Raw genomic sequence first — 26009 nt, forward strand, 5'->3', positions numbered from 1 at the left:
CGCCGGCTCAGGTCGTGGCCATCAGCGCCTCCAGCGCGGTCGCCGTGCCGGGATGGGCATGGACGAGCGCCACGCCCCGCGGGCCCGGGTCCGCCGCGGCCCACGGGTCGTCGCAGCCGAGCAGCGCCGCGACCGCGTCACAGGTGGCGGGGTGGGCGGTGAGCAGCGCGACCCCGCGCTCCCCGCTCCCCGGCGGGGCGGGCTGCACCGCCCGCGGGTCCGGCGCCCCGTGCCACGGCGGCACCCAGGCGTCGAGGGCCGCGAGCCGCCCGGGGAAGATGCGGCCGGCCTCGCGGATCAGCAGGGGGGCCGACTCCGCGCCACCGGCCCGCAGGGTGCCGATCAGGGTCGGCAGCCATGGCAGCAGCACCGGGTCGGGCAGCCGGGCGAAGGCGTTCGACACCGCCTCCACGACGAAGTCGGCCAGGGCGGGCACCGGCTCCAGCGCGTGCAGGAAACCGCTGAGATAGCGCGGGTAGGACGGAACGACCAGGGGATTGCCGAGCAGTGTGTCGCACCGCGCCCGCAGCTCCGCCCGGGACAGGCCGCCGAGCCGGGTCTGCGCGGCCCAGAGCAGTGCCGTCTTCGCCGGTTCCACGGGGTGCGACTGGGCGACCGCCAGCTCCAGTTGCGTACGGTCGCAGCCCAGGGAGAGCGCCAGGCCCTCCATCCCGAACAGGAACCCGAGGGTCGCGGCGACCTGGCGGACGGTCGCGTCCTCGTCGGCGAACGCCGTCGGCAGCAGGGTGCAGTAGTGCGCGTACCCCGTCCTGACGAAGGACTCGATCCACCGCGGCAGCGCGGGCTCTCCGGTCCGGTAGTACGCCAGCAGCCGGCGCACCCGGCGCAGCACCTCCGGGGCGCCGTCGACGCTGCGCTCGGTGGCCAGCACCTCCAGCGCTCGGGTGCCCAGCTCGTCGGCGAGGCGCCGGCTGCGCAGATGGAGGGTGGCGTCCTCGACGGCCTCGAGGACGTCGGCCGTCGTCGCCCGCGGGCCGTACGCGGTGCGCCTCAGGCGCTGTTCGAGGACCTGCTCGATGCTGACACCCTCGTAGCCGAGTTCGATGAGGGCACGCTGGTGGGTGCCCAGTGCCAGGTCCCAGGACTCCTGGACGGGACGCTCGCCGAGCCGCCGCTCCCCCATGATCGGGCGTGCGGCTCCCCGCGGCATCAGGTACCGCAGCATCCACAGCACGTCGGAGCACTTCTCCAGGTCCGGCCGGGAGGCGATGTCCAGCAACGCCCGCCGCACACCGCTCTGCTGCAACTTCAGTCCCAGCGGCGCGAGCCGGTCGTGCACATCGCGCGCCAGGGGCGGCAGTGCGTCGTAGCCGACCCGGCCCGTCCGGTCGCCGCCCATCATGATCTCGACCAGGCGGCGCACGTCGCGCCGGCCCGGCACGGAGTCCTTCTCGATGCAGGTGACGGCCGCGTCCTGGAAGTCGTACGGGGTGGGCTTGGCCCGGTCCCGCATCCCGGCCAGCAGGATCGAGGTCTCGAACACGGCGATGGCGTCGGCGGTGGAGGCGAGATAGCCGTTGCGGCGCGCCGCTCGCACGATCTCCACCGACCAGCCGAGCAGTTCGGACTCGTCGAGCCGGTCCAGGACGGGCGGCCGCCGCAGAAACCCGGAGAGCCTGTCGGAGGCCGGAACCGGCGCCTCCACGCCCACCGCGGCGGTCCCCGAGGCCTTCGCCCTCTTCTTCGTGCCCGCCTGTCCGGCGAGCCGGAACGGCTCGACGCGGGTGCGCCTGAGGTTCTTCGCCCACACCGTCGCGGCGATGGACACCGAGCCGGGCTCGAGGCCGAACTGCGCCTCGATCGCGGCGTGGCTGGACGGGATGAGCCCGTGCTGCCACCTGGTCGCGGTCCGCGGTCCGATCGCGAAGGCGCCGGCACCGTCCACGCCGAACTCGGCGACCCGGCTGGCCGCGTGGAACGCGCCGCAGACGTACAGGCAGTCCGCCGGGTCGGTGCCGGTGGCGGCCAGATGCTCGCGCATCCGGGTCCACATATGGCGCTCACGGTCCTCGTCCAGGCGCACCCGCCGGGGGTCGCCGGGCGCGAGGCGGCGGAACAGGCTGCCGATCATCAGCATGACCTGCCGGTAGGTGTCGTGGTCGCTGTCGCCGAGCGGGAGTTCGACGTACTGGTGCCACCACTCCGACCAGTGCCGGACCCGTCCGTGGCGCAGCAGGTGCTCCTCCAGTTCGGCGAAGCGCGGCCGCAGGTCCCCGATGCCGACGCCCACCGCGTCTCCGTGCAGTGCGGCCTCGCCGTCGGCCGGTGCGTCCGGGCCGGCCGGTTCGGCAGGTCCCGGAGGTCCGGCAGGCCCGGAGGTCCGCGTATCGCGTGCCTCCCACTGGAACATCTGGTCGGAGGACCGGTCGACGAGGACGAGTTCGACACCGGGGGTGTCCAGTGCGTAGGCGATCGCCTGGTACTCGGCCGAGGCCTCGGTGACGGGCGCGACCACCGACAGCGGCGACCAGTCGGCGGGGAGTCCCTCGACCTCGGTGGCGAACGCCTGCACCGCGACCGGGAGCCGGCAGTTGCGCAGCTCGGTGAGCAGCGGCGCCATGTCCTCGCACAGCTCCAGGTACACCACCTTCGGCTGCTTCACCCGCAGCCTGCGAGCCATCGCCAGCGCCGAGGCCGGCGAGTGATGGCAGACCGGGAAGATCTCCAGGGGCTCCCGAACCGCTCGGTCCACGTCGTCGACGATGCCGAGCAGGATGCCCTCGAGGGCGTCAGGACCGCCGGCGAAGGCCGCCGCGGCTTCCTGCAACTGCGTCCGCAGTCCGGTGAACGTCCCCTCCTGGGCGGCGGTCATGACAGGGTGGCGATCGCCTCGCGGCCGCCCTCCAGGAACTCGGGCCAGGAGCCGCCCTCTTCCTTGCAGCGCGGCTCGACGACGCCGTGCAGATACTTGTTGAGGATGGCCAGGTCCTCCGGCTCGCGCCGGGCCAGCGACCCGACGAGCGAGGAGGCCAGAGTGCGGGCGGTCAGCGCACGCTCGCCGAAGAAGTTCCCGTGCAGGATCGCGTCCTCCAGCACGCCGATCTGCTCGGCGGTGGACAGCGCGGACTCCAGCTTCTCGTCGTCGCTGCCCGCCGAAGCCGAGGAGGCACGAAGGTCGGCGAAGCTCTGGAGCAGCACGTCCAGCAGCGTCGGCGGCACGTCCAGCTCGATGCGGTGACGGCGCAGCAGTTCCTCGGTGCGGAAGCGGACGATCTCCGCCTCGCTCTTCTTGTTCGTCACCACGGGGATACGCACGAAGTTGAAGCGCCGCTTGAGTGCCGAGGAGAGGTCGTTGACACCCCGGTCACGGCTGTTGGCGGTGGCGATGACGGAGAAGCCCGGCTTGGCGAAGACGATGCTGTCGCTGTCCAGCTCCGGGACGGAGATGTACTTCTCCGAGAGAACGGAGATCAGGGCGTCCTGGACGTCGCTGGTGGAGCGGGTGAGTTCCTCGAAGCGGCCGATCGCGCCGGTCTCCATCGCGGTCATGATCGGCGAGGGGATCATCGACTCGCGGGACTGGCCCTTGGCGATCACCATGGACACGTTCCAGGAGTACTTGATGTGGTCCTCGGTCGTACCGGCCGTGCCCTGCACCACCAGGGTGGAGTTGCGGCAGACGGCGGCGGAGAGCAGCTCGGCGAGCCAGCTCTTGCCGGTGCCGGGGTCGCCTATGAGCAGCAGTCCGCGGTCGGAGGCCAGGGTGACGATGGCGCGCTCGACGAGGCTGCGGTCACCGAACCACTTCTGGGGGATCGGCCGGTCGAGACCGTCGGAGCGCTCGGCACCCAGGATGAACAGCCGGACCATCTTCGGGGAGAGCCGCCAGGAGAAGGGCTTGGGGTTGTCGTCGACCGACTCCAGCCAGTCCAGCTCCTCGGCGTACTTGATCTCGGCGGGAGCGCGCAACATATCGGACATGTCGGAACCTTTCTGAAAGTGTGGGCGTGGGAACGGGGTCGGCGCGAGAGCGGGGGTGGAAACAGCGGGTGTGGAGGCGCCGCCGCGGAGAGCGGGCGGCGAAGGCCCCGTGACGGCTCGGGGTGCGGCGGTGGGCACGCGATCTCGCGGCAGGGTGCCGTCGGCCGGGTCGTGCGGCCGCCGGGGAGCGCGGCACCGCCGTCAGGTGAGGAATGTCTTGAGTTCGTGGACCAGCTTGCGGATATGCCCGGATATCACCGGTGTGCCGAGGTCCTTGAAGCGCTCGCGGAACCAGGGGTTGACGCTGGCCCGGCCGGCGCTGGTCACCGAACCGACGGGGATGAACTTCGCCCCGGAACGGTGGACGGCGGCCATGGACTCGAAGAGCTGCTCGGTCCGCCATTCGTAGAAGTCGGAGATCCACACCACCACGGTGCTGCGTGGTTCGGCGATCTTCGGCTGGGCGAGCGCCATGGCGGCGGTGCCGTCGGTGCCGCCCCCGAGGTTGGTGCGCAGCAGCGTCTCGAAGGGGTCGTGTACCCAGGGGGTGAGGTCGAGGGCCTGGGTGTCGTAGGCGATCAGGTGGACGTCGACCTTCGGCAGCCCGGCGAAGATCGAGGCGAGGATGGTGCAGTTGACCATGGAGTCGACCATGGAGCCGGACTGGTCCACGACCACGACGAGCCGCTGCGGTGTCGTCTTGCGGACGGTGTGCCGGTAGTGGAGGCGGTCGACGTACAACCGCTCCTCCTCCGGACTCCAGTTGGTGAGGTTCTTCCAGACGGTCCGGTCCAGGTCCAGGTTGCGGAAGACGCGCTTCGGCGGCACGGAGCGGTCCAGGGGACCGGCCGTGGCCTTCTCCACCTGGGTCCGCAGCACCTCGGCGACGTCGTCGACGAATCGGCGGATCAGCGCCTTGGCGTTGGCCAGTGCGACGCCGGACAGATTGCCCTTGTCCCGGAGCAGCTGCTCGATCAGCGACATGCTCGGGGTGAGCTGTGCGGCGAGCCGGGGGTCGGCGAGGACCTCCCGCAGATGCATCCGCCTCACGAGGTCGGCCTCGATGGCGCCGAGTTCGGGGCCGATCGCCGCAACCTGCGTGCCGGGGCCGGGTGCCGCACCCCGGCCGGTTCCCGGTGGGCCGGCCCCCTGGCCGGACCGGCCGCCGCGCAGCTCACCGGGCGCGCAGCCGAGCGAGCGCTCCAGCCACCCCGCGTCGGACTGCCAGCGCGAGAGCTGTCCGGCGGTGACCGTGCCGGATCCGGACGAGAAGACGTTGAGCAGCACCTTCGACACCAGTGCGGCACGGCGTACTTCGGCGGCGCGGTCACGTCCGCCGGCACCGCCCTCACCGGACGCCTCCGCCTCGCCTCGGGCCTCCCCCTCGTGTACGGCCGCCTCTCGGTTCGCGAAACCGGTGTGATCGGGTACGGACCCTCCCCCGGGCACGTGTCCCGGCTCGGGGCCGGGATCCGGCTCGGGGCCGGGGACCGCTCCAGGGCCGGGATCCGGCTCCGCCGCGAGGTCCGCCTCCGGCAGGGCGTCGGGTCCGGTACGGGGATGGCCTGCCCGGGGCACCATCAGTCCGTCGAACTCCTCGGCCAGCTCCGGATGGCGCTGCACGACGGAGTCGACGGACGCCCGGGGGTCCAGCAGTGCGGGCGGCAGCCCGATGTCCTCGATCACGGCGAGGCTCGCCGCTTCCAGCGCCGTGTGCTCCTCGCGGTCGAAGAGGCGGGCGAGGAGGCGCCAGTACAGGACCTGGCGGCGATTGTCGTGGGAGTCGGCCTCCGGATGCGGGTCCGTCCGCTCCGGTCCGGTCGTGTGCTCGGTCATGTGCGCAGCAGCCTCCCCGCCCGTTCCCGCAGCACCTTCACTGCGTCGGTGGCGGCCTTCTCCGCCCTGACGCCGGTCTTGTCGGTCGTGCCGCCCGCCCAGCCCCCGCCGTGCACCGCCACGGTCTTCTTCCGCACGGTCGTCTCGACGGCGAGCGGCTGCACCGTGAACACACCGGCGTCCCACCGGAGCAGCCCTATGCACGCGCCCGACGCCCTGACGGCCTCCGGAGTGAGCGGCCCCGCGGCCGGAACCCGGCCGGCGTCGACGGCCACGGAGTGCCCGGCCGCCTCGAACCGCAGCACGCCGCCGTCCTCGCGGACCGTGTAGCCCTCCAGGAACACCGGCTCGGCGATGCGCGCCGGGTGGCGGTCCAGCGGCGCCGCCGCCGGTGCCGTCGCCGCGGCCAGGACGACGCGGGCGGTGGCGAACGCGTCGGCGGCTCCGCCCGGGTGGGCCCGCTCGTCGTCCCAGATCAGGTCGCCCCCGGCGGTGACCGGCATCCCCGACACCTCCATCGAGCGGCCCTCGCCCACGGCCGCCAGCAGAGCCATGTGCGGACGGAGCAGCTGCCAGAGGCCGGCCCCGACGACCGTGTCCGGCTTCGGCACCGAGACGGCCGCCCGCACCAGTCGCGGCGCGGTGCCGTCAGCGGGCTCGAGCACCGCGTGCACCTGGGCCTGTGCGGCCGTCGCGTGCTCGTGCACATCGACGCCGAGCGGCAGCAGCCGGCCGGAGGCGGTGCCGGACGCGGCCGTCCCGGTGGCACCGGGCAGGGTCAGCAGCATCGCCCGCGCCCAGAGATCGGCCCAGCGGCGCACCGGGATCCGTTCCGTCGAGGCGACCGGGCAGGAGGCGGCCAGCTCGGCGGCGAACCCGTCCAGCAGCGTCGCCGGCCGGCGCAGTGCCGGGTCGGGAAGCATCGCGGACACCACCCGGGCCGCTTCGGAGACCAGTTCGTGGTCGACGCCCTGCCACCCGGCACGCGCCAGGTCCGAGAGCCAGCAGCGGGCGGCGGCCGGCAGGTTCGCCGTCCGCCGGTCCGCGGGCACCACCGGCACCGCCTCCTCGACGCGCGAACGGCCGGTCGCCTCGTCGGTGCGGGCCACCAGGGCGTCATGGACGGAGCCGAGCAGCGCCGCGCGGGCGGCGGCCAGTGGGAGCAGGTCGTCGTCGGCCGCGGCTCCGGCCGCGGCCTTCCCGGCCGCCTCGGCGGCTCGGGTGGCCAGCGGTGTGCCCGCCACGGCTTCGGCGAGTCCGGTCAGCCCCTCGGCCTGGACGGGCTGCGGTCTGAGCAGACCGCCGACGAGCGCGCGGTCGAAGGCGTCGACCGCGGCGAGGGCCTCGTCCAGGCCGTCGACGGGGTCGGCGAGCAGGGCGGTGCGCATCAGGCCACCGCCCCGGCCGGCGGGAACCAGTGCATCTCGGGCAACGGCACGGTGGACGGGGCGAGTTCGAGGTAGGCCAGATGGCGCAGGAACCGGCTGAAGACGGTGGCCGCGGTCCTCGTCTCCGCCGGGGCGGGACGGGCGCCGGTCATGACCGCGGTGACACCGGCCGCCGTCGGCTCCGCGTCCCCCGTGTCGACGCGCAGGGAGCGGGCGACGCGCTCGGCGCCGTACTGGAGCGCCGCCTCCCCGATCAGGGCCCGGATGTGGTTGCAGAACGAGCCCCGCGCGCCGCCGCAGGGCCGGTTGTTGTTGGTGCTGCAGGCGAACGCGTACGTACCGGCCTCGACCGACGACACATAGACCCGCTCGACGTCCGAGCCGCTGGACACGACGCCCTGCAGGCGTCCTTCGGCCAGCTCGACGAACGGGACCTTGGCGAGCTTTCGGGGCCGGGCGGGCGCCAGCACGCGCGCCGTGCTCCGCCTCTCCCAGTCCTCGCGGTTCCGGTCGTCACCGCTCTCCCGGTCGTCGCCGCTCTCCCGGTTCTCCCAGTCAGACAGCACACCATCTCCTTTGCACAGCACGGGATGTCCCTGCCGGACGGCTGGGCCCGGCGGGACACCACAGAACCTAGCGGCGCACACTGACAACGCCGATCTTGAGCGGGGCCGGGCGGCGGACGGCAGGCGCGGAGCCGGCGGACGGCAGGCGGGCGAGGTGGGCCGGCGCGGGCCGAGTGGCCGGCGCGGGCCGAGTGGGCAGGGCGGGCCGAGTGGGCAGGGCGGGCCGAGTGGGCAGGGCGGGCACGGCTGGCAGGGCTGGCAGGGCGACAGAGGAGGCAGGGCGCCCGAGGGCGATCGGCCAGGGGGATCCCGCGCTGCGCGCACGGCCGGGCACTGCGTGTGACGCCTTCCGCGCCGCGGGCGCCGCTCGCGGTGCAGAGCGGGCCCGGGCTCTCTAGCCTCGAAACAGAAGAGACGTGAAGGACCGCGAGACCCGGAAAGCACGACGGTATGCCCGCCCGTCCTCACCCGGAGGTGGCCCCAGATGCCCGAGCTCTTCATCGGCGGTAGGTGGACCGCCGCGGCCGGCGGGCGCAAGCGGGAGATCCGCTGCCCCGCCGACGGCACGCTGGTGGCGGCCGTCGACGAGGCCGGGCCCGAGGACGCCGCGGCCGCCGTCGCCGCCGCCCGCGACGCCTTCGACAGCGGGCCCTGGCCCCGCACCCCGGCCGCCGAACGCGGTGAGCTGCTGTTGCGCACCGCCGCCCTGCTCGACCGCGACAGGGCGGAGTTCGCCCGCGCCGAGTCGCTGGACACGGGCAAGCGGCTGGTGGAGAGCGTGTACGACATGGACGACATCGCCGAGTGCTTCCGCTGGTTCGGCCGGCTTGTCGCGGCCGGCGGTCACGACCGCGTCGTCGACACCGGACGGCCGGACGTCGACAGCCGGGTGGTACACGAGCCCGTGGGTGTCTGTTCGCTGATCACCCCGTGGAACTACCCGCTGCTGCAGACCTCCTGGAAGGTCGCTCCGGCACTCGGCGCGGGCAACACCTTCGTACTCAAGCCGAGTGAACTCACCCCGCACACGGCGGTGCTGCTGATGCGGGTGCTCGGCGAGGCGGGGCTGCCCGACGGCGCCGCCAATCTGGTCCTGGGCGCGGGCGGCGTCGTGGGTGCCCCGCTCACCGAGGACCCCAGGGTCGACATGGTGTCGTTCACCGGTGGCCTGGTCACCGGTCGGCGCATCATGGCCGCCGCCGCGCCGACGGTGAAGAAGGTGGCGCTGGAACTCGGCGGCAAGAACCCGAACGTGGTGTTCTCGGATGCCGCGTTCGAGGCGGCGGTGGACTACGCGGCGACCGCCGTCTTCCTCCACTCGGGCCAGGTCTGCTCGGCCGGGGCGCGGCTGCTGGTGCAGGAGGGACTGCACGACGCGTTCGTCGCGGAGATCGTCGGCCTGGCGGAGTCCATCAGGCTGGGCGGGCCGTTCGACGAGAACGCCCGCGCCGGTCCGCTGATCTCCGCCGGGCACCTGGAGAAGGTCGAGGCGTACGTCGAGGCCGGCCTCGCCGAGGGCGCGGTCCTGCGCTGCGGCGGCTCCCGGCCGGACGACCCGGGGCTCGCGAACGGCTTCTACTACCGGCCGACCGTGCTGGACGAGTGCGCCCCGGACATGACGGTGGTACGTGACGAGTCGTTCGGGCCGGTGCTGACCGTGGAGCGCTTCCGCGACGAGGAGGAGGCGGTGGCCCTCGCCAACGACACGGTCTACGGTCTCGCGGGTGCCGTCTGGACCCGGGATCCGGCGCGGGCCCACCGGGTGGCCGCGCGGATGCGGGCCGGCACCGTGTGGATCAACGACTTCCACCCGTACGTCCCGCAGGCGGAATGGGGCGGTATGAAGCAGTCCGGATTCGGCCGTGAACTCGGGCTGGCCGGACTGGCCGAGTACCGCGAGGCCAAGCACGTCTGGCGCAATCTCGCGCCGGGCCCGCAGCGGTGGTTCGCATGACGGCGGACGGGAAGGGCACCGCCCGCCGGGGAGCGCCCGCCCCCGCCGCCGTGAGCGGAACGTCGCGCGCCCGGTGCAGCGACCCGGCGCCCCCGGGCGCCGGACGGGCCGTCCCCGGTGCGCCGGCCGGACGGCGGCGCGGGCGCGCCGTCTCGCGCGCGACGCGACACCGGTGTCCGGCGCCCGGATCCGCGGCGTCCACGAGAGGGACGGGCTCGCCGAGCGCGTGCCCGAGTCCGCGCCGACCGGTGCCCCGGCGGCTCCCCGACGAGCCCGGGGGTACGGCCGCACCCGCCCGGTCGCGCCCCGGCGGCTCCCTGACGACCTGGAGATGCCATGTCCTCACCCACGTCCGCGCCGGAGTTCGACCATGTCGTCGTGGGCGGCGGCACGGCCGGCGCCGTCGTCGCCGCGCGGCTCAGCGAGGACCCCGATGTGAGCGTGTGCCTGCTGGAAGCCGGACCCTCCGACGTGGGCGACGACACCGTCCTGGTGCTGGAGCGCTGGATGGCCCTGCTGGAGTCGGGCTACGACTGGGACTATCCGGTCGAACCGCAGGTGAACGGGAACAGCTTCCTCCGCCATGCCCGCGCGAGAGTCCTCGGCGGCTGTTCGTCGCACAACTCCTGCATCGCGTTCTGGGCGCCCGCGGAGGATCTGGACGAGTGGGCCGCGGCGGGGTGCACCGGATGGAGTGCCGCGGACTGCTTCCCGCTGTACCGCCGGCTGGAGAACAACGAGGCGCCCGGCGACCACCACGGCCGCTCGGGCCCGGTGCACCTGCGGACGGTCCCCCCGCGGGACCCGTGCGGGCGGGCGCTGCTGGAGGCCTGCGCCGAGGCGGGCATCCCGACGACCCCGTTCAACACCGGTAGGACGGTGGTGCGGGGCGCCGGCTGGTTCCAGATCAACGCCCGTCCGGACGGCACCCGCGCGTCCGCCTCGGTGTCGTACCTGCACCCGCTGCTCGGCAGGCGCCCGAACCTGGAGGTGCGGACCGGAGTACGGGCGCGGCGGCTGCTGTTCCCGGGCGACGGCCGGTGCGGGGGCGTCGAGTACCTGGAGCCGGACACCGTCCACACGTCGGCGGTGGCCGCCCGCGGTGAGGTGATCGTGGCGTGCGGGGCCATCGACTCGCCCAAGCTGCTCATGCTGTCGGGCATCGGCCCCGGCGGGCATCTGCGGGACGTCGGCGTCGACGTACGGGTGGACGCCCCCGGCGTGGGCTCCCACCTCCAGGACCATCCGGAGGGAGTGATCATGTGGGAGGCGAAGCAGCCCATGGTCACCGCCTCCACCCAGTGGTGGGAGATCGGCGTCTTCGCGGACACCGTGCCCGGGCTGGACCGGCCGGACCTGATGTTCCACTACGGCTCCATGCCCTTCGACATGAACACCTACCGGCAGGGCTATCCCACGTCCGACAACGCCTTCACACTGACGCCGAACGTGACCCGGGCCCGTTCGCGGGGGACGGTCCGGCTGCGCAGCCGGGACTTCCGCGACAAGCCGATGGTCGACCCCCGCTACTTCACGGACGAGCACGACATCCGCGTGATGACCCACGGGCTGCGGCTGGCGCGCGACATCGTCTCGCGGGCCCCGATGACCGACTGGGCCGGAGCGGAACTCGCCCCGGGGCCGGGGACCACGGGCGACGACGAACTGTTCGCGTATGTGCGCGCCACCCACAACACGGTGTACCACCCGGCGGGGACGGTGCGTATGGGGGCCGACGGCGATCCGGAGTCCCCGCTCGACGCACGTCTGCGGGTCAAGGGCGTGCGGGGGCTGCGGGTGGCCGACGCCTCGGTGATGCCGCTGCTCACGACGGTCAATCCGGGCATCACCACGATGATGATCGGGGAGAAGTGCGCCGACATGGTCAAGGCCGACGCGGCCGCGGGGAACGGCTGAGCCGGCTGCCCGGCGGGGAGCGGAGCGGAGCACACTTGCGGCGGGGCGGCGAAGGCCCCGGGAAAGGCGCTCCGGCCCGGAGGGCACCCTCGGTAGGGCACCGGGACAAGACACCGGGGAAGGCCCCGGGACAAGACACCGGGACAAGGCACCGGCGGCCGGGGTAAGGAGCCGGGAGGACTGCGGGGCGGATGCGGGGCGGATGCGGGAGGACCGTGGGGCGGATGCGCGACGGCTGCGGGAGGACTGCCGGGCTGCGCGAACGGCGCCGCCCCGTCCGGGGTTTGCGCGACGGACGGGGCGGCGGGCACGGCGGCGCAGGAGCGGCCACGGGTGGGTGCCGGGGCACCGCTGCCGGGACCCGAGGGCTCGGGAACGGAGGGCTCGGGAACGCTGCGGACCCGGCGGTGTGCGGGTGCCGGGGCGTCCCCGCGCGGGGACGCCCCGGCTACCCACTGGCTCAGCCGAGGCTCGCGAGCGCCTGGTTGAGGGTCTGCGAGGGGCGCATGACCGCCGAGGCCTTGGCCGCGTCCGGCTGGTAGTAGCCGCCGATGTCGGCCGGCGAGCCCTGCACGGCGATCAGCTCGTCGACGATCGTCCCCTCCTGCTCGGTCAGCGTCTTGGCGAGCCCGGCGAACGCCTCCGCCAGCCGGGCGTCGTCGGTCTGCCTCGCGAGCTCCTGCGCCCAGTACAGCGCGAGGTAGAAGTGGCTGCCGCGGTTGTCGATGCCGCCGAGGCGGCGGCTCGGCGACTTGTCCTCGTTGAGGAAGGTGCCGGTGGCCCGGTCCAGCGTGTCGGCCAGGATGCGGGCGCGGGCGTTGCCCGTCGTGGCGGCGAGGTGCTCGAAGCTGACGGCGAGCGCCAGGAACTCGCCGAGGCTGTCCCAGCGGAGGTAGTTCTCCTTGAGGAGCTGCTGGACGTGCTTCGGCGCGGAGCCGCCCGCACCGGTCTCGAACAGTCCGCCGCCGTTCATCAGCGGGACGACCGAGAGCATCTTGGCGCTGGTGCCCAGCTCCAGGATCGGGAACAGGTCGGTCAGGTAGTCGCGCAGCACGTTGCCCGTCACCGAGATGGTGTTCTCGCCGCGGCGGATGCGCTCCAGCGAGAAGCGGATCGCGTCGACCGGGGCCATGATCTCGATCCGCAGGCCCTGGGTGTCGTGCTCGGCCAGGTAGCGCCGGACCTTCTCGATCAGCCGGGCGTCGTGCGCGCGGCCCTCGTCGAGCCAGAAGACGGCCGGGTCGCCGGTGGCGCGGGCGCGGGTGACGGCGAGCTTCACCCAGTCCTTGATCGGCGCGTCCTTGGTCTGGCACATGCGGAAGATGTCGCCGGCGCTGACCGTCTGCTCGATCACGGCGTTGCCGTCGGCGTCGACGACGCGGACGGTGCCGGTGACCGGGATCTCGAAGGTCTTGTCGTGGCTGCCGTACTCCTCGGCCTTCTGGGCCATCAGCCCGACGTTCGGGACGGATCCCATGGTCGACGGGTCGAAGGCGCCGTTGGCACGGCAGTCGTCGATGACGACCTGGTAGATGCCCGCGTAGCTGCTGTCCGGGATGACGGCGAGGGTGTCCGCCTCCTGGCCGTCCGGGCCCCACATGTGGCCGGAGGTGCGGATCATCGCCGGCATGGAGGCGTCGACGATGACGTCGCTCGGCACGTGCAGGTTGGTGACACCGCGGTCGGAGTCGACCATCGCCAGGGCGGGGCCCTCGGCGAGTTCGGCGTCGAAGGAGGCCTTGACGGCGTCGCCCTGCGGAAGCGACTCCAGGCCCTTGAGGATGCCGCCGAGGCCGTCGTTCGGGGTCAGTCCTGCGGCGGCGAGGGCCTCGCCGTGCTCGGCGAAGGTCTTCGGGAAGAAGGCGCGTACCACGTGGCCGAAGATGATCGGGTCGGACACCTTCATCATCGTGGCCTTGAGGTGGACCGAGAACAGCACGCCCTCGGCCTTGGCGCGGGCGACCTGCTCGCCGAGGAACTCGCGCAGGACGGCCACCCGCATCACGGACGCGTCCACGACCTCACCGGCGAGCACCGGGACCGACTCGCGCAGCACGGTGGTGCTGCCGTCGTCACCGGCGAGTTCGATGCGGAGGGTGCCGTCCTCCGCGACGACGGCGGACTTCTCGGTCGAGCGGAAGTCGTCGCCTGTCATGTGCGCGACGTTGGTCTTGGACTCGGGGGTCCAGGCACCCATGCGGTGCGGGTGCGCCTTGGCGTAGTTCTTCACCGAGGCGGGGGCCCTGCGGTCGGAGTTGCCCTCGCGCAGCACGGGGTTGACGGCGCTGCCCTTGACCTTGTCGTAGCGGGCGCGGATGTCGCGCTCCTCGTCGGTCTTCGGGTCGTCCGGGTAGGCCGGCAGCGCGTAGCCCTGCTCCTGGAGCTCGGCGACCGCCGCCTTCAGCTGCGGGATCGAGGCCGAGATGTTGGGCAGCTTGATGATGTTGGCACCGGGGGTCCTGGCCAGTTCGCCGAGTTCGGCGAGGGCGTCGTCGATGCGCTGGCCCTCCTGAAGGTACTCGGGGAACTGGGAGATGATCCGTCCCGCCAACGAGATGTCCCGGGTCTCCACGGCGACTCCGGCCGTCGAGGCGTACGCCTGGATCACCGGCAGGAACGAGTACGTCGCCAGGGCCGGGGCCTCGTCAGTGTGTGTGTAGATGATGGTCGAGTCACTCACCGGGTGCTCCGCTCTCCACGTCTGCAACATTGCTCGACATCAAGATATCTCGGTGCGGCTCCCCTCTCGACAGTGGCCTGCCCCACAGTCGGCGCGAAACCGCCGGCCCGCGCTCACGCGCTCAGCGGCCGGCACCGGAGAGGGGCAGGGACTGCTCGGACCGGACCGCCCCGGCCTCCCCGGTGGAGCGGCTGCCCGGCGGCGGGAGAGCTGTCAGGCAGGGGGCGGCGGCCGGGTCCGCCTCCTCTCCGGCGTCCGAGCCCTCTCCGACGTCCGAGCCCTCTCCGACGTCCGGGCCCTCTCCGATGTCCGAACCCTCTCCGGCGTCCGGGCCCGGCGCATCCTGGGCCGGGTGCCACCGGAACGGACTCCTGGCAGTTCAGGGCATCCGCCCGGATGAGCCGGAGGCCCACGGGACCGCCCGCGCAGCGGCCGGGTCATCCGGCGGCCGGCTCGCCGGTCGTCGACCCACGGGAGCAGGCCGCACCGGCGGGTCCCCGGCCTTCGGGTCGGGGCCGGCCGACGGCCGTACGGAGTGACATGGAACGGTCCCCGCCATGGCCGAAACACACGGTCCCGTGACCGGCCACGTCCCCGGCCACCGGATCGACACGGACCGGAGGCCGTACGGAGCGCCATGGAACGGTCCCCGTCGGCGCCGTCCCCCGGGCCGGCCGACGGGGCAGGCGCCGAAGCCTCCGGCGCGGGCCCGCGCCAGGAGCGCCGGAGTCCCCACGGCCGTACAGCGCTCCCCGGTGCCGCGTCGTGCGCTGCACAGCAGCGGGCACGGCGAGGGCCGCAGGCCCCCACACCGGCACCGGCACCGGCACCGGCACCGCACGGTGCGGTGCGGTGCGGGTGCCGCCTCTCGGGTGCGTGCTCGGAAATCACCCAGTCCGGGGCCGGCCAGGGCGGGCCGGGGCAGGGCAGGACGGCGGAGCGGGCGGCACCCGTGCAGGCCGGGGGGCCGGGGGGCCGGGGGGCCGGGGGGCAGCACCCGGCCGGGCCCCGGGGCCGTCAGACCTTCTGGAAGACCATCCGCAGCGCGGTGTAGCGGCGCTCGCGCAGGAACTTCAGCGCGGTGCGCTGCTCCCTGACGATGTCGGCGACCGCGTCCTCGCCGATGAGTTCCGCGCCTCTGGCCCGGTTGGCCTGCGCCCGCTCGAGCCAGGTCGCCACGGTCTTCACGCCGTCGTCGGGATCGCTGCGCACCTCCGGGATCCGGAACAGCCCGCGGGCCGCCTCGGTGAGCTCACTCCGGGTCGGGAGGAACACCTCGGGGAAGACCTTGCGCGAGGCGTGCATGCCCTCGCGGAGGTTGCCGAAGCCGTCCCGGACGTCCCGCAGGGCCGTGCGGACCCTGGCGCGCCCGTGCACGTCGCGCCCGGCGGGCCGACGCGGCGGGAGGGCCAGTGACGTGAACCATCCACCGCTGTTCCAGGCGTTGGCCTGGAGGGAGATGCGCCCGCCGGGACGCAGCCAGGTGTGGCAGCGCTCGAAGAACATGCGGTAGCTGGCGACCCGCTTGCGCCGCAGCATGGTGGTGCCCGCGAAGTGCTCGATCGCCTCGATCGCGATGATGGCGTCGTACGGGGCGTCCGGCTCGTGGTCGAACCAGTTCTCGGCCAGGATCTCGCAGTTGGGCCAGCCCTGCTGGCGGATCCATGCCGCCTGGCCCGGACTCATCGTGAGCCCGACGGCATGGCCCACACCGTGGTTCTCCACCAGACGCTGCATGAGGCTGCCCCAGCCGCAGCCGACGTCGAGCACCCGGCCGGCGCCCGTCGCCCGCGCGGCCTCGGCGTGGTGGTCCAGCTTGCGGATCTGCGCCGATTCGAGTGTGTCGCCGTCCTCCCACATGGCGTAGGAGTAGACGAGTTCGGGGCCGAGGGTCAGCCGGTAGAACTCGCCCAGGAAGTCGTACTGGTGAACGATCGCCTCGGATGACGTGCCCTTGTACGCGGACGTTCTTCTCGACCCGGTCAACGCGATCACCTGCCTGTCGATTCGGTGCGGGTTTCCGACGGCCGCGGGCGGGCCGGATCGGGAACGGCGGCAGCCGTTCGGGGGAGGTGTGCACGCAAGACGGCTCCCGGACGCGGCGGTTCTGGCCGACGGCGGGGGCTCCGCCCGGCCGTCGGGCCCACCGGCGACCCGGCCCGCGTTTCGCGGAACGCACCTTCGATCACCCTAACCGTGTGCGGTCGAACCGGCACGCTGAGCAAGACCCGGAGTCGCCGGACGGCGAACGCCGGACGCCGGACGCCGGACGGCGAACGCCGGACGCCGGACGCCGGACAGCCGGACAGCCGCAGCGGCGGACGGCCCGGCGGCGGTGCCGGACCGGCCCACCGACACAGGGCTCCTCACCCGTCCGGCCGATCCGATTCGCCGATACGCCGATACGCTGTACAGGAGTCGCGGCAGGAGAGCAGCGATGACGGCACTTCCGAGTTCCGGCACGACACACGCCTGGGTGGTCGGGCGCCCCGCACCGATCGCCTCGGGGCCGCTGCGCCCGGTCGAGCGGGCGATTCCCGAACCGGGTCCGTACGAGTTGCTGCTGGGCGTGCGCGCGTGCGGCGTCTGCCGGACCGATCTGCATCTCGCGGAGGGCGACCTGCCGCCCCGCCGGCCGGGCTGCACCCCGGGTCACGAGATCGTCGGCGAGGTGCTGGAGGCGGGAGCGCTCGCCGACGGGTTCGCGGCCGGTGACCGGGTGGGCGCCGCCTGGCTGGCGGGTACCTGTGGGCGGTGCCGCTGGTGCCGGTCGGGGCGGGAGAACCTGTGCCCGGCCTCGCGCTACACCGGCTGGGACGTCCACGGGGGCTTCGCCGGGCACACGCTCGTGGACGCGCGGTACGTGTACCGGTTGCCGGAGGGTCTGCCGGACGAGGACGCCGCCCCGCTGCTGTGCGCCGGCATCATCGGCTACCGGGCCCTGGAGCGCGCCGAACCGCCCCGGGGCGGGCGCCTCGGCTTGTACGGCTTCGGCGCCTCCGCTCATCTGACCGCCCAGCTCGCCGTCGCCCGGGGCGCCGAGGTCCATGTCGTCACCCGCTCGCCCGCGGCGCGGCGGCTTGCGCTGGAACTGGGCGCCGCGTCCGCCCGGCCGGACGCCCCTCCACGCCTCCTGGACTCGGCGATCCTGTTCGCCCCTGCCGGAAGCCTGGTACCGAAGGCCCTCGAGGCCCTGGACCGGGGCGGGACGCTGGCGATCGCCGGCATCCACCTGACCGACGTGCCGCCGCTCGGCTACGAGCGGCACCTGTTCCAGGAGCGCACGATGCGCAGCGTCGCGGCCAACACCCGTGAGGACGGCCGCGCCTACCTGGCCGAGGCCGCACTGCTGCGGCCCACCGTACGGGCGGTGCCGTACTCCATGCGGGACGCCGACCGGGCACTGGCGGATCTGGCGGCCGGGAAGGTCACCGGTGTGGCCGTGCTCCTACCGCCGTGAGCCCGGGTCCGGACCCGGGCGCCGCACCCGGACGGCGGCCCCGGACGGCGAACCGCGAACCGCGAACGGTGGACGGTGGACGGTGGACGGTGGACGTGTTTGCCGAATCGGCAAGGAACATTGCCAATCTGCTCGGGCAGGGCACAGGGTGGAGCCATGGACGAGGCGAACGGACGGAACGGGATGAACCCATGGACGGGATGAACCCCGTGTTCGGAGCGGGCACGGTACACGGGACGGGCGAGCGGGACCTCGCCGAACCGGACGTCGTGGTGGTGGGGGGCGGCGCCGCCGGGCTGTCCGCCGCGCTGACGCTGGCCCGGGCCAGGAGAACCGTGCTGGTGATCGACTCCGGCGAGCCGCGCAACGCCCCCGCGACCGGCGTCCATGGTCTGCTGGGCCGGGAGGGGATGCCGCCCGGAGAGCTGGTGCGGACCGGGCGCGAGGAGGTCAGCCGGTACGGCGGGCTGATCGTGCCGGACACGGTGACGGGCACCCGCCGGGACGGCGGCCGCATCGTCGTGGAGACCGCGGGCGGCCGCAGTCACCGGGCGCGGCACCTGCTGGTGGCCTCCGGCCTGGTCGACGAGCTTCCCGCCGTTCCCGGACTGCGCGAGCGCTGGGGCCGCGATGTGCTGCACTGCCCGTACTGCCACGGCTGGGAGGTACGGGACGAACCGGTCGGGGTACTCGCGAGCGGCCCCAAGGCGGTGCACCAGGCGCTGCTGTTCCGGCAGTGGACGCCCTACGTGACCCTCCTCCTGCACACGGCGGACGACCCGGACGAGGAGCAGTGGGAGCAGCTCGCGGCCCGAGGTGTCGCCGTGGTCGACGGTGAGGTGACCGGACTCTCGGTCGAGGACGACCGGCTGAGCGGGGTGCGCCTGGCGTCGGGCCGGCGGGTGCCGCTGAGGGCCCTCGCCGTGGCCCCGCGCTTCCTGGCGCGCGGGGACGTGCTGTCCGGGCTCGGCGTGAAGACCGTCGAACACCCCATGGGCGTGGGCCGTTACGTGGAGGCCGGCGCGCAGGGGGCGACGGGGGTGGAGGGGGTGTGGGTGGCGGGCAACGTCGCCGACCTCATGGCGAGCGTGGCCGTGGCGGCGGCGTCCGGCACCCAGGCGGCCATGGCGATCAACGCGGAACTCGTGGCAGCCGACACCGCCGCCGCGGTGTGGGCGGGCCGTTCGGCGGCCCGCGCACCCCGGGTGTTCGCCGCGCCCGCGGAGTCGGCGGTCGGCGAGCGGGTGCTCGGGGAACGCCGTCACGGGCTCGAGTCCCTGATCGGCGGCGGAGGCGGCCGGGCGGGGTGAGAAGCGTTGCGGCGGTCGGAGACGAGCCCGGCGCACAGCACCGGGGCCCGTCGGGAAGCGGCCGGAACGGGTCCCTCCGCACGGCCGGCCGGGTCGCCCGTCGCGGGGCGGGAGCGGCAGGAGTGGGAGGCGGGTACGTGGGTGGTGCGGGAGGCGGGTGTGTGGGAGACGGGTGTGTGGGAGGCGCGGGAGGTGTGGGAGGCGCGGGAGCGGGAGGAGACCGGAAGGACCTGCTCCGTCCAGACGGCCTTGCCGTCCTGGCCGTACCTGGTGCCCCAGCGCTGGACGAGCTGGGCGATGATGAACAGCCCGCGCCCGCCCTCGTCGTCGTCGGCGCTGTGCCGCAGACGGGGTGCGGTGTGGCCGGCGTCCGCGACCTCGCACACCAGGGTCCGGTCGTGGATGAGCCGCAGGTGCAGCAGCCCTCCGGCGTACCGGACCGCGTTGGTGACGAGTTCGCTGGCGATCAGCTCGGTGGTGAGGACCAGTTCGTCCAGCCCCCAGTCGCGCAGCCGGGCGGCCACGAGCCGGCGGGCTCGGCCGGCGGCGACCGGCTCCGCCGGCAGGCTCCAGACGGCCACCCTGCGGTCGTCCAGCTCCCTGGTCCGTACCAGTAGCAACGCGGTGTCGTCGCTGGTCGTGCCGTCGGGCAGCAGCTCGGACACGGCCCGGTCGCACAGGTCCTCCAGCGAGTCCGCGCCTTCGGCCAGTACCCGTGCCAGGGTGTCCAGCCCCTTGTCGATGTCCTGGTCCCGGGCCTCGACGAGGCCGTCCGTGAAGAGCGCGAGCAGACTGCCGACGGGCAGTTCGACGTCGAGGCACTCGAAGGGCAGGCCGCCGAGCCCCAGCGGCGGCCCGGCCGGCAGGTCGGGGAATGCGACGCGTCCACCGGGCTCCACGACCGCCGGGGGAAGATGCCCGGCGCGCGCCATGGTGCAGCGCCTCGACACGGGGTCGTAGACGGCGTACAGGCAGGTCGCTCCGGCCGCGACGTCGTCGTCGCCGGTGAGCGTCCCGAGGGCGTCGGCGCTGTCCTGGGCGGACTGCCCGACGAGGTCGTCGAGCCGCTTGAGGAGTTCGTCGGGCGGCAGGTCCAGGGGCGCCAGCGCGCGCACCGTGGTGCGCAGCCGGCCCATGGTGGCCGCCGCGTGCAGGCCGTGCCCGACCACGTCGCCGACGACCAGTCCGACCCGCGCACCGGACAGCGGGATGACGTCGAACCAGTCCCCGCCGACCCCGCTGAGGTCGTCCGTGGGCAGGTATCGACAGGCCAGTTCCACGGCCGAGCCGGCCGGCAGGTGCTGCGGCAGGAGCTGCCGTTGGAGTGCCAGTGCGGACTCCCTCTCCCGGGTGTAGCGGCGGGCGTTGTCGACGGACACCGCGGCGCGGGCGACGAGTTCGTCCGCCACGGCCACCGCGCCGTGGTCGAAGAAGCCCCGCAGGCCGTCGCGCACGAACGTGGCGATCCCCAGCACGCCGCCCCCGGCGCGCAGCGGCACGACCAGGGTGCCGTCGTCCAGCACGAGCCCGCCGGAGGCGAGGCTGCGGTGCTGCGGCGAGCCCTCGGCGTAGGCGACCGGCAGCGGGCGGAGCCGGCCCGCGCCGATGCCCCCGTCCGGCCCGGTGCCCCCGTCCGGCCCGGTGCCGTCCGCGCTCCCGGGGGCCTGGGCAGCCGCGGCGCCGGAGGACGCGGCACGGAGCAGTTCCGCCGTCCCCCGGCCCGTGCCGCCCGGTACCTCGCCCGCCAGTACGGCCGGGGCCAGGTCCACGTCGACGCGGTCGGCGAAATCCGGCACGGCAACCGCGGCGAGTTCGCCGGCCGTGACGAGCACGTCCAGTGTCGTACCGACGGTGCGGCCCGCCTCGACGAGAAGGCTCACCTGGCGCTGCGCCTCGTAGCGGTCGGAGATGTCGAAGGCGTCCTCGCACACGCCGAGGACACGGCCGCCGGCGTCCTGCAGGCGGTAGTACGAGCAGGACCACACGTGTTCCCTGCCCGGGTCGCTGGGCTGCTCCGCGCGGAAGTGCAGATCGAGGAACGGCTCGCCGGTGTCGAGCACCCGGTGCATGACGGCGTGGAGCGTCTCCGGGTAGCCCGGGGTCACGAACCCGCCCCTGGGGTAGAGCTCCTGGGCCGGCTCGCCGCGGGTCTGGGCGAGCGGGCGCCCGATCTCCCGCTCCGAGGCGGCGTTGCACCAGACGAGGCGGAGGCCGGTGTCGTAGATCGCGAAGCCCAGGGGCGACTCGGTGGCCAGTCCCTGGAGCATGGCGAGGCGGGACTCCCACTCCCGCAGCCGGTCCCGGTCGGCCGCCACGACGACGCGCTCCGCCCGCCCCGTCCCGGAGAGCGGGCAGACCGCGGTGGCGAGCTGCATCCGGTGGCCGTCGCGGTGGACCGCGGTGTGCACACGATGCTCGGGGAAGGGCGGGACCAGGGGGCCGCCGGCCGCGTCGGCGGCCCGGCCGGCTGCCGCCCGGGGGTCCGGTGCGGCGCCGGGCGCGGGAGCCCCGCCGGGCGCCAGGAACACGGCGACGGGACGCCCGATGATCTCGTCCGTCCGGTAGCCGAGGAGTTCCTGCGCCGCGGGGCTCCAGCCGATGACGGCGTCGTGCTCGTCGAGCACGAACGTGGCGGCGCTCGTGACGTCGAGCGGCCCGCGGAAGTCGGCGCCCTCGGTCGCCCTTCTCGCGTTGTCCATGACGCCCTCACCGGCCGGTTTCGTCAGGTCCAGAATCCGCCTTGCGCTGACCCTGCGCAACCGACCGGACCGGATGGGCGGCCGTCGCCGCCACGGGAGCGTGCCGCACACGCGACCGGGTGAGCGGGGCGGCGGCGCGCTCCGCTCCCGGCGCGGACACCCGCCCGGCCGGAGGGGTCTGGTGTGACCCCGCGCGAGCGCGGATGACAGCATGGACCCCATGAGTAACGACGTTTTCTTCGACATCACCATCGACGACGAGCCCGCCGGGCGGATCGTCTTCACACTGTTCGACGACGTGGTCCCCAAGACCGCGCGGAACTTCCGCGAGCTGGCCACCGGTGCGCACGGCTTCGGGTACGAGGGCTCCGGCTTCCACCGCGTCATCCCCGACTTCATGCTCCAGGGCGGCGACTTCACGGCCGGTAACGGCACGGGCGGCAAGAGCATCTACGGCGAGAAGTTCGCCGACGAGAACTTCCAGATCAAGCACACCAAGCCCGGCCAGCTGTCCATGGCCAACGCGGGCCCGAACACCAACGGCTCGCAGTTCTTCATCACGACCATCGTCACCGACTGGCTGGACAACAAGCACGTCGTGTTCGGCGAGGTCGTCGAGGGCATGGACATCGTGAAGCGGATCGAGTCGCTGGGTTCGCGCAGCGGCGCCACCAAGGCGAGGATCAGCATCGCCAAGTCGGGCGTCGTCGGGGGCTGACCCCGGCGGCTGCCGCCCCGGCCCCGGCAGAGGTCCACGACCCACCGGGGCGGGGCGCGGCGCTCCTCTCCCGCAGGCCAGGTCGGCGAGCGGCGACCCCCGCCCAGCACCGGCGTCACCAGGGCCGCCGTGACCGGCACCGGCGTCACCAGCACCACCGTCACCAGGGCCGGGGTCACCAGCACCACCGTGACCAGGGCCGCTGAAGCCCGGCCGGCGAACGCCCGCCCCGCCCAGCGCCGCCGGTCCTCGGCCGGCGAACGCCCGCCCGCGTCCTCCGCGGCCGAGGGCCCGGCCCGCGCCGGTCGAACGCCCAGGACACGCGTACCCGGCGGCACTGCGGCACTGCGGCCCGGCGGCTGCCGTTCCGCCGCCCGGCCGGGACCTGCGGGGATACTGTGGTGGCGGCGGTTGCCGGGAAGGACGGCCATGCGGGTAGCCCTCTTCGTCACATGCGTCAACGACACGCTCTTCCCTCGCACCGGCCGGGCCGTCGTCCGGCTCCTGGAACGCCTTGGCGTGGAGGTGGACTTCCCGCCCGCGCAGACGTGTTGCGGGCAACCGCAGTACAACAGCGGCTACCGGCACCAGGCGGAGCCCCTGGTACGCCGCCACGCCGCCGCCTTCGACGGCTACGACCACGTCGTCACGCCGTCCGCCTCGTGCGCGGCGATGGTCCGTGACAACCATCCGAGGATCGGTGCCAGGGCCGCCGCCGAAGGGCGCGGCCGGGCACTCGCCGATGCGGCGGCGGCCTCGCTCCCGCGCACGTACGAACTGACGGAGTTCCTGGTCGACGTGCTCGGGGTGACGGACGTCGGGGCGTACTACCCGCACACCGTCACCTACCATCCGACGTGCCACGGCCTTCGGGTGCTCGGGCTCGGCGACCGGCCGCGGCGGCTGCTGGAGCACGTCGGCGGGCTGGTGCTCAGGGAACTCGAAGGCGCCGAGGAGTGCTGCGGATTCGGCGGGACCTTCGCGGTGAGGAACGCCGCCGTGTCGGCCGCCATGGGAGCGGACAAGGCACGCCGCATCCGCGCCACCGGCGCCGGGGCGGTGTGCATGGTCGACAACTCGTGTCTGATGCACATCGGCGGCACCCTCGCCCGGCTCGGCTCGCCGGTGCGGCCCGTCCACATCGCCGAGATCCTGGCAAGCACGGAGGAGGACGTCCGTTGAGCGGTACGTATCTCGGGATGCCGTCGTTCCCCAGGGCGGCGGCCGCGGCCACCCGCGACGGCACCCTCCGCGGCAATCTGCGGCACGCGACACACACCATCCGCGACAAGCGGGCCAGGGCTGTCGCGGAACTCGCGGACTGGCCGCGGTTGCGCGCGGCGGCGGCCGCGATCAAGGAACGTACGCTGCGCCATCTGGACCACTACCTGGTCCAGACCGAGGCCGCCGTGACGGCCGCGGGCGGAACCGTCCACTGGGCCGCGGACGCGGCCGAGGCGAACCGGATCGTCACCCGACTCGTCCGCGCCACCGGCGAGACGGAGGTCCTCAAGGTCAAGTCCATGACCACCCAGGAGATCGGGCTCAACGAGGCGCTGGGCCGCGCCGGGATCACCGCCTGCGAGACCGATCTCGCCGAGCTGATCGTGCAGTTGGGCGAGGACCGGCCCTCGCACATCCTGGTACCGGCGATCCACCGCAACCGGGCCGAGATCCGCGACATCTTCCGTGCCCGGATGGCGGACTGGGGCCGGCCCGCCCCGGACGGCCTCGGCGACAACCCGACCGAACTGGCCGAAGCCGCCCGGCTGCATCTGCGGGAGAAGTTCCTGCGCGCGAAGGTCGCGATCTCGGGCGCCAACTTCATGGTCGCCGAGACCGGCACTCTGGTGGTGGTCGAGTCGGAGGGCAACGGCCGGATGTGCCTGACACTGCCGGAGACGCTGATCTCGGTGGTCGGCATCGAGAAGGTCGTGCCGACGTGGCGGGACCTGGGGGTGTTCCTCCAACTCCTGCCGCGCTCCTCCACAGCCGAGCGGATGAACCCGTACACCAGTATGTGGACGGGGACGGCGGAGACGGCGGAGACGGCGGAGACGGCGGAGACGGCGGAGACGGCGGCAGAGGCCCGGGCGGCGGCAGAGGCCCGGGCGGCGGCAGAGGCGCGGCCAGGGGCGCGGGCGGGAACGCGGACCGGGACGGAGACGCGGGCAGAGGCGGGGGCGCGGGCGGGCGGCGCCGACGGCCCGCGCGCCTTCCATCTCGTCCTGCTGGACAACGGCCGCACCGACACGCTCGCCGACACCGTGGGACGCCAGGCGCTGCGCTGCATCCGCTGCTCCGCCTGCCTGAACGTCTGCCCGGTGTACGAGCGGGCCGGCGGACACGCGTACGGTTCGCCCTACCCCGGCCCGATCGGCGCGATCCTCACCCCCCAACTGCGCGGCACCGAAAGCGAGCTGGACGCCTCGCTCCCCTTCGCCTCGTCCCTGTGCGGCGCCTGCTACGAGGTGTGCCCGGTCGCCATCGACATCCCCGAGGTCCTGGTCCATCTGCGGGAGCGGGTCGCCGAGGGCGGCATCGTGACCCGCGGCGGGAAGAAGGCCGTCATCCGCCCGGCGCGAGGGCACGCGGCGGAGCGCGCGGCGATGCGCGCGGCCCGCTGGACCTTGGACCACCCGGCCGCGCTGCGCACGGCCCAGCGCATCGCCTCCCGCACCCGTCGGCTGCACCCACGGCGCCTGCCGGGGCCGGGAAGGGCCTGGACCGGGACCCGGGCGCTCCCCGAGGTCCCACCGGAGTCGTTCCGCGACTGGTGGGCACGCACACGCGGCCAGGGGAGTCCGGAATGAGCGACAGGGACACGGTGCTCGGCCGGGTGCGGCGGGCGCTGGCGGACGTACCACGCGAGGAGCGGCCGGAGGACGTGCCGGTCACCGGGGGCCGTCCCGACGGAGCACGCGCCCCTGACGCGGCCGCCGACCTGCTGGCCCGGAACCTCGCGGACTACCGGGCGCTCGTGCACCGGGTGTCCCCGGCCCGGCTGCCCGTACTCGTCGCCGGGCTGCTGGCCGCTCGGGGCGCCCGCACGCTCCTGGTCCCGGAAGGACTGCCGGAGCGGTGGCCCGCGGCGGCCGCCGCGGCGGGCGTCCGGCTGTGCCCGGACGATCCGAGGGCGACGCCCGTCGAACTGGACGCCGTGGACAGCGTGCTGACCGGTTGCGCGGTCGCCGTCGCGGAGACCGGGACGGTCGTGCTGGACGGCGGCCCGGGGCAGGGTCGCCGCCGGATCACCCTGGTGCCGGACCATCACATCTGCGTGGTGCGGGTCCCCGGGCAGGTCGTGGACTCCGTGCCGTCGGCACTGGAGCGGCTGGACCCGACGCGTCCGCTGACCTGGATCAGCGGGCCGTCGGCGACCAGCGACATCGAGCTGGACCGGGTGGAGGGCGTCCACGGGCCCCGCACACTGGAGGTCGTCCTGCTGGAAGGCTGATCCAGGCCGTGCCCCACGTGCCGCCGTGCCGTACCTGCCGTGCCGCACGTGCCGCCGTGCCGTACCTGCCTTGCCGCACGTG

16 protein-coding genes are annotated in these 26009 nt (G+C 73.8%); 8 read left to right on the plus strand and 8 right to left on the minus strand.

From position 1 onward, the window contains the following. Positions 1-7 precede the first annotated feature (7 nt). The 5 genes from DDQ41_RS09810 to DDQ41_RS09830 all read right to left on the minus strand — a co-directional run bounded on the left by DDQ41_RS09810 (position 8) and on the right by DDQ41_RS09830 (position 7636). Entirely contained in the window at positions 8-2833 is a 2826-nt protein-coding gene (locus DDQ41_RS09810) for a DUF5682 family protein (RefSeq protein WP_109294151.1), read from the minus strand. Continuing rightward, positions 2830-3942, minus strand: a complete 1113-nt coding sequence (locus tag DDQ41_RS09815) for an ATP-binding protein (RefSeq protein ID WP_109294152.1) — start codon at positions 3940-3942, stop codon at positions 2830-2832. Before DDQ41_RS09815 ends, DDQ41_RS09810 begins: the two co-directional genes overlap by 4 nt. Positions 3943-4143: 201 nt before the next feature. Further along, positions 4144-5778, minus strand: a complete 1635-nt coding sequence (locus DDQ41_RS09820; RefSeq protein WP_109294153.1) for a vWA domain-containing protein — start codon at positions 5776-5778, stop codon at positions 4144-4146. Then, positions 5775-7196 (minus strand): hypothetical protein, encoded by a 1422-nt coding sequence (locus DDQ41_RS09825; RefSeq protein WP_109294154.1) that lies wholly within the window; start codon positions 7194-7196, stop codon positions 5775-5777. The genes DDQ41_RS09820 and DDQ41_RS09825 overlap by 4 nt, the downstream gene beginning before the upstream one ends. Next, complete coding sequence (locus DDQ41_RS09830) at positions 7166-7636, minus strand: hypothetical protein (RefSeq protein WP_109297649.1); 471 nt, start codon at positions 7634-7636, stop codon at positions 7166-7168. The genes DDQ41_RS09825 and DDQ41_RS09830 overlap by 31 nt, the downstream gene beginning before the upstream one ends. 580 nt (positions 7637-8216) lie before the next feature. Between DDQ41_RS09830 and DDQ41_RS09840 the strand changes: the two genes are divergently transcribed. Next, positions 8217-9686: an aldehyde dehydrogenase family protein gene (locus DDQ41_RS09840; RefSeq protein WP_109294156.1), complete on the plus strand. Its 1470-nt coding sequence runs from the start codon at positions 8217-8219 to the stop codon at positions 9684-9686. Positions 9687-10022: 336 nt separating this feature from the next. After that, positions 10023-11603: a GMC family oxidoreductase gene (locus tag DDQ41_RS09845; protein WP_109294157.1), complete on the plus strand. Its 1581-nt coding sequence runs from the start codon at positions 10023-10025 to the stop codon at positions 11601-11603. Positions 11604-12063: 460 nt separating this feature from the next. Here DDQ41_RS09845 and DDQ41_RS09850 read toward each other — a convergent pair whose 3' ends face one another. Both DDQ41_RS09850 and DDQ41_RS09860 read right to left on the minus strand, forming a co-directional pair. Then, positions 12064-14283, minus strand: a complete 2220-nt coding sequence (locus DDQ41_RS09850; protein ID WP_109294158.1) for an NADP-dependent isocitrate dehydrogenase — start codon at positions 14281-14283, stop codon at positions 12064-12066. 1017 nt (positions 14284-15300) lie between these two features. Next, the gene (locus DDQ41_RS09860; protein WP_109294159.1) at positions 15301-16278 is read right to left on the minus strand and encodes an SAM-dependent methyltransferase; all 978 of its coding nucleotides are present in this window, start codon (positions 16276-16278) and stop codon (positions 15301-15303) included. 442 nt (positions 16279-16720) lie between these two features. On the opposite strand from DDQ41_RS09860, the gene DDQ41_RS09865 reads away from it, so the two are divergent. After that, complete coding sequence (locus DDQ41_RS09865) at positions 16721-17743, plus strand: zinc-binding alcohol dehydrogenase family protein (RefSeq protein WP_109294160.1); 1023 nt, start codon at positions 16721-16723, stop codon at positions 17741-17743. A gap of 200 nt (positions 17744-17943) precedes the next feature. Beyond that, positions 17944-19053, plus strand: coding sequence for an NAD(P)/FAD-dependent oxidoreductase (locus DDQ41_RS09870; protein WP_394342179.1), 1110 nt, complete (start codon positions 17944-17946; stop codon positions 19051-19053). On the opposite strand, the gene DDQ41_RS09875 is transcribed toward DDQ41_RS09870, so the two are convergent. Beyond that, the gene (locus DDQ41_RS09875) at positions 19005-21752 is read right to left on the minus strand and encodes an ATP-binding SpoIIE family protein phosphatase (RefSeq protein ID WP_262508413.1); all 2748 of its coding nucleotides are present in this window, start codon (positions 21750-21752) and stop codon (positions 19005-19007) included. The genes DDQ41_RS09870 and DDQ41_RS09875 overlap by 49 nt on opposite strands. Before the next feature lie 220 nt (positions 21753-21972). Here DDQ41_RS09875 and DDQ41_RS09880 point away from each other — a divergent pair, with 220 nt between their 5' ends. The 4 genes from DDQ41_RS09880 to DDQ41_RS09895 all read left to right on the plus strand — a co-directional run bounded on the left by DDQ41_RS09880 (position 21973) and on the right by DDQ41_RS09895 (position 25927). Beyond that, positions 21973-22470, plus strand: coding sequence for a peptidylprolyl isomerase (locus DDQ41_RS09880; protein WP_109297651.1), 498 nt, complete (start codon positions 21973-21975; stop codon positions 22468-22470). Between the two features lie 429 nt (positions 22471-22899). After that, positions 22900-23652 (plus strand): (Fe-S)-binding protein, encoded by a 753-nt coding sequence (locus DDQ41_RS09885; RefSeq protein WP_109294161.1) that lies wholly within the window; start codon positions 22900-22902, stop codon positions 23650-23652. Next, positions 23649-25283 (plus strand): lactate utilization protein B, encoded by a 1635-nt coding sequence (locus DDQ41_RS09890; protein WP_109294162.1) that lies wholly within the window; start codon positions 23649-23651, stop codon positions 25281-25283. The genes DDQ41_RS09885 and DDQ41_RS09890 overlap by 4 nt, the downstream gene beginning before the upstream one ends. Then, positions 25280-25927 carry a LutC/YkgG family protein gene (locus tag DDQ41_RS09895; protein WP_174720276.1) on the plus strand — a complete coding sequence of 216 codons (648 nt, stop codon included), beginning with the start codon at positions 25280-25282 and terminating at the stop codon, positions 25925-25927. Before DDQ41_RS09890 ends, DDQ41_RS09895 begins: the two co-directional genes overlap by 4 nt. Positions 25928-26009 lie beyond the last annotated feature (82 nt).

The sequence above is a fragment of the Streptomyces spongiicola genome (assembly GCF_003122365.1).
GTDB lineage: Bacteria > Actinomycetota > Actinomycetes > Streptomycetales > Streptomycetaceae > Streptomyces > Streptomyces spongiicola.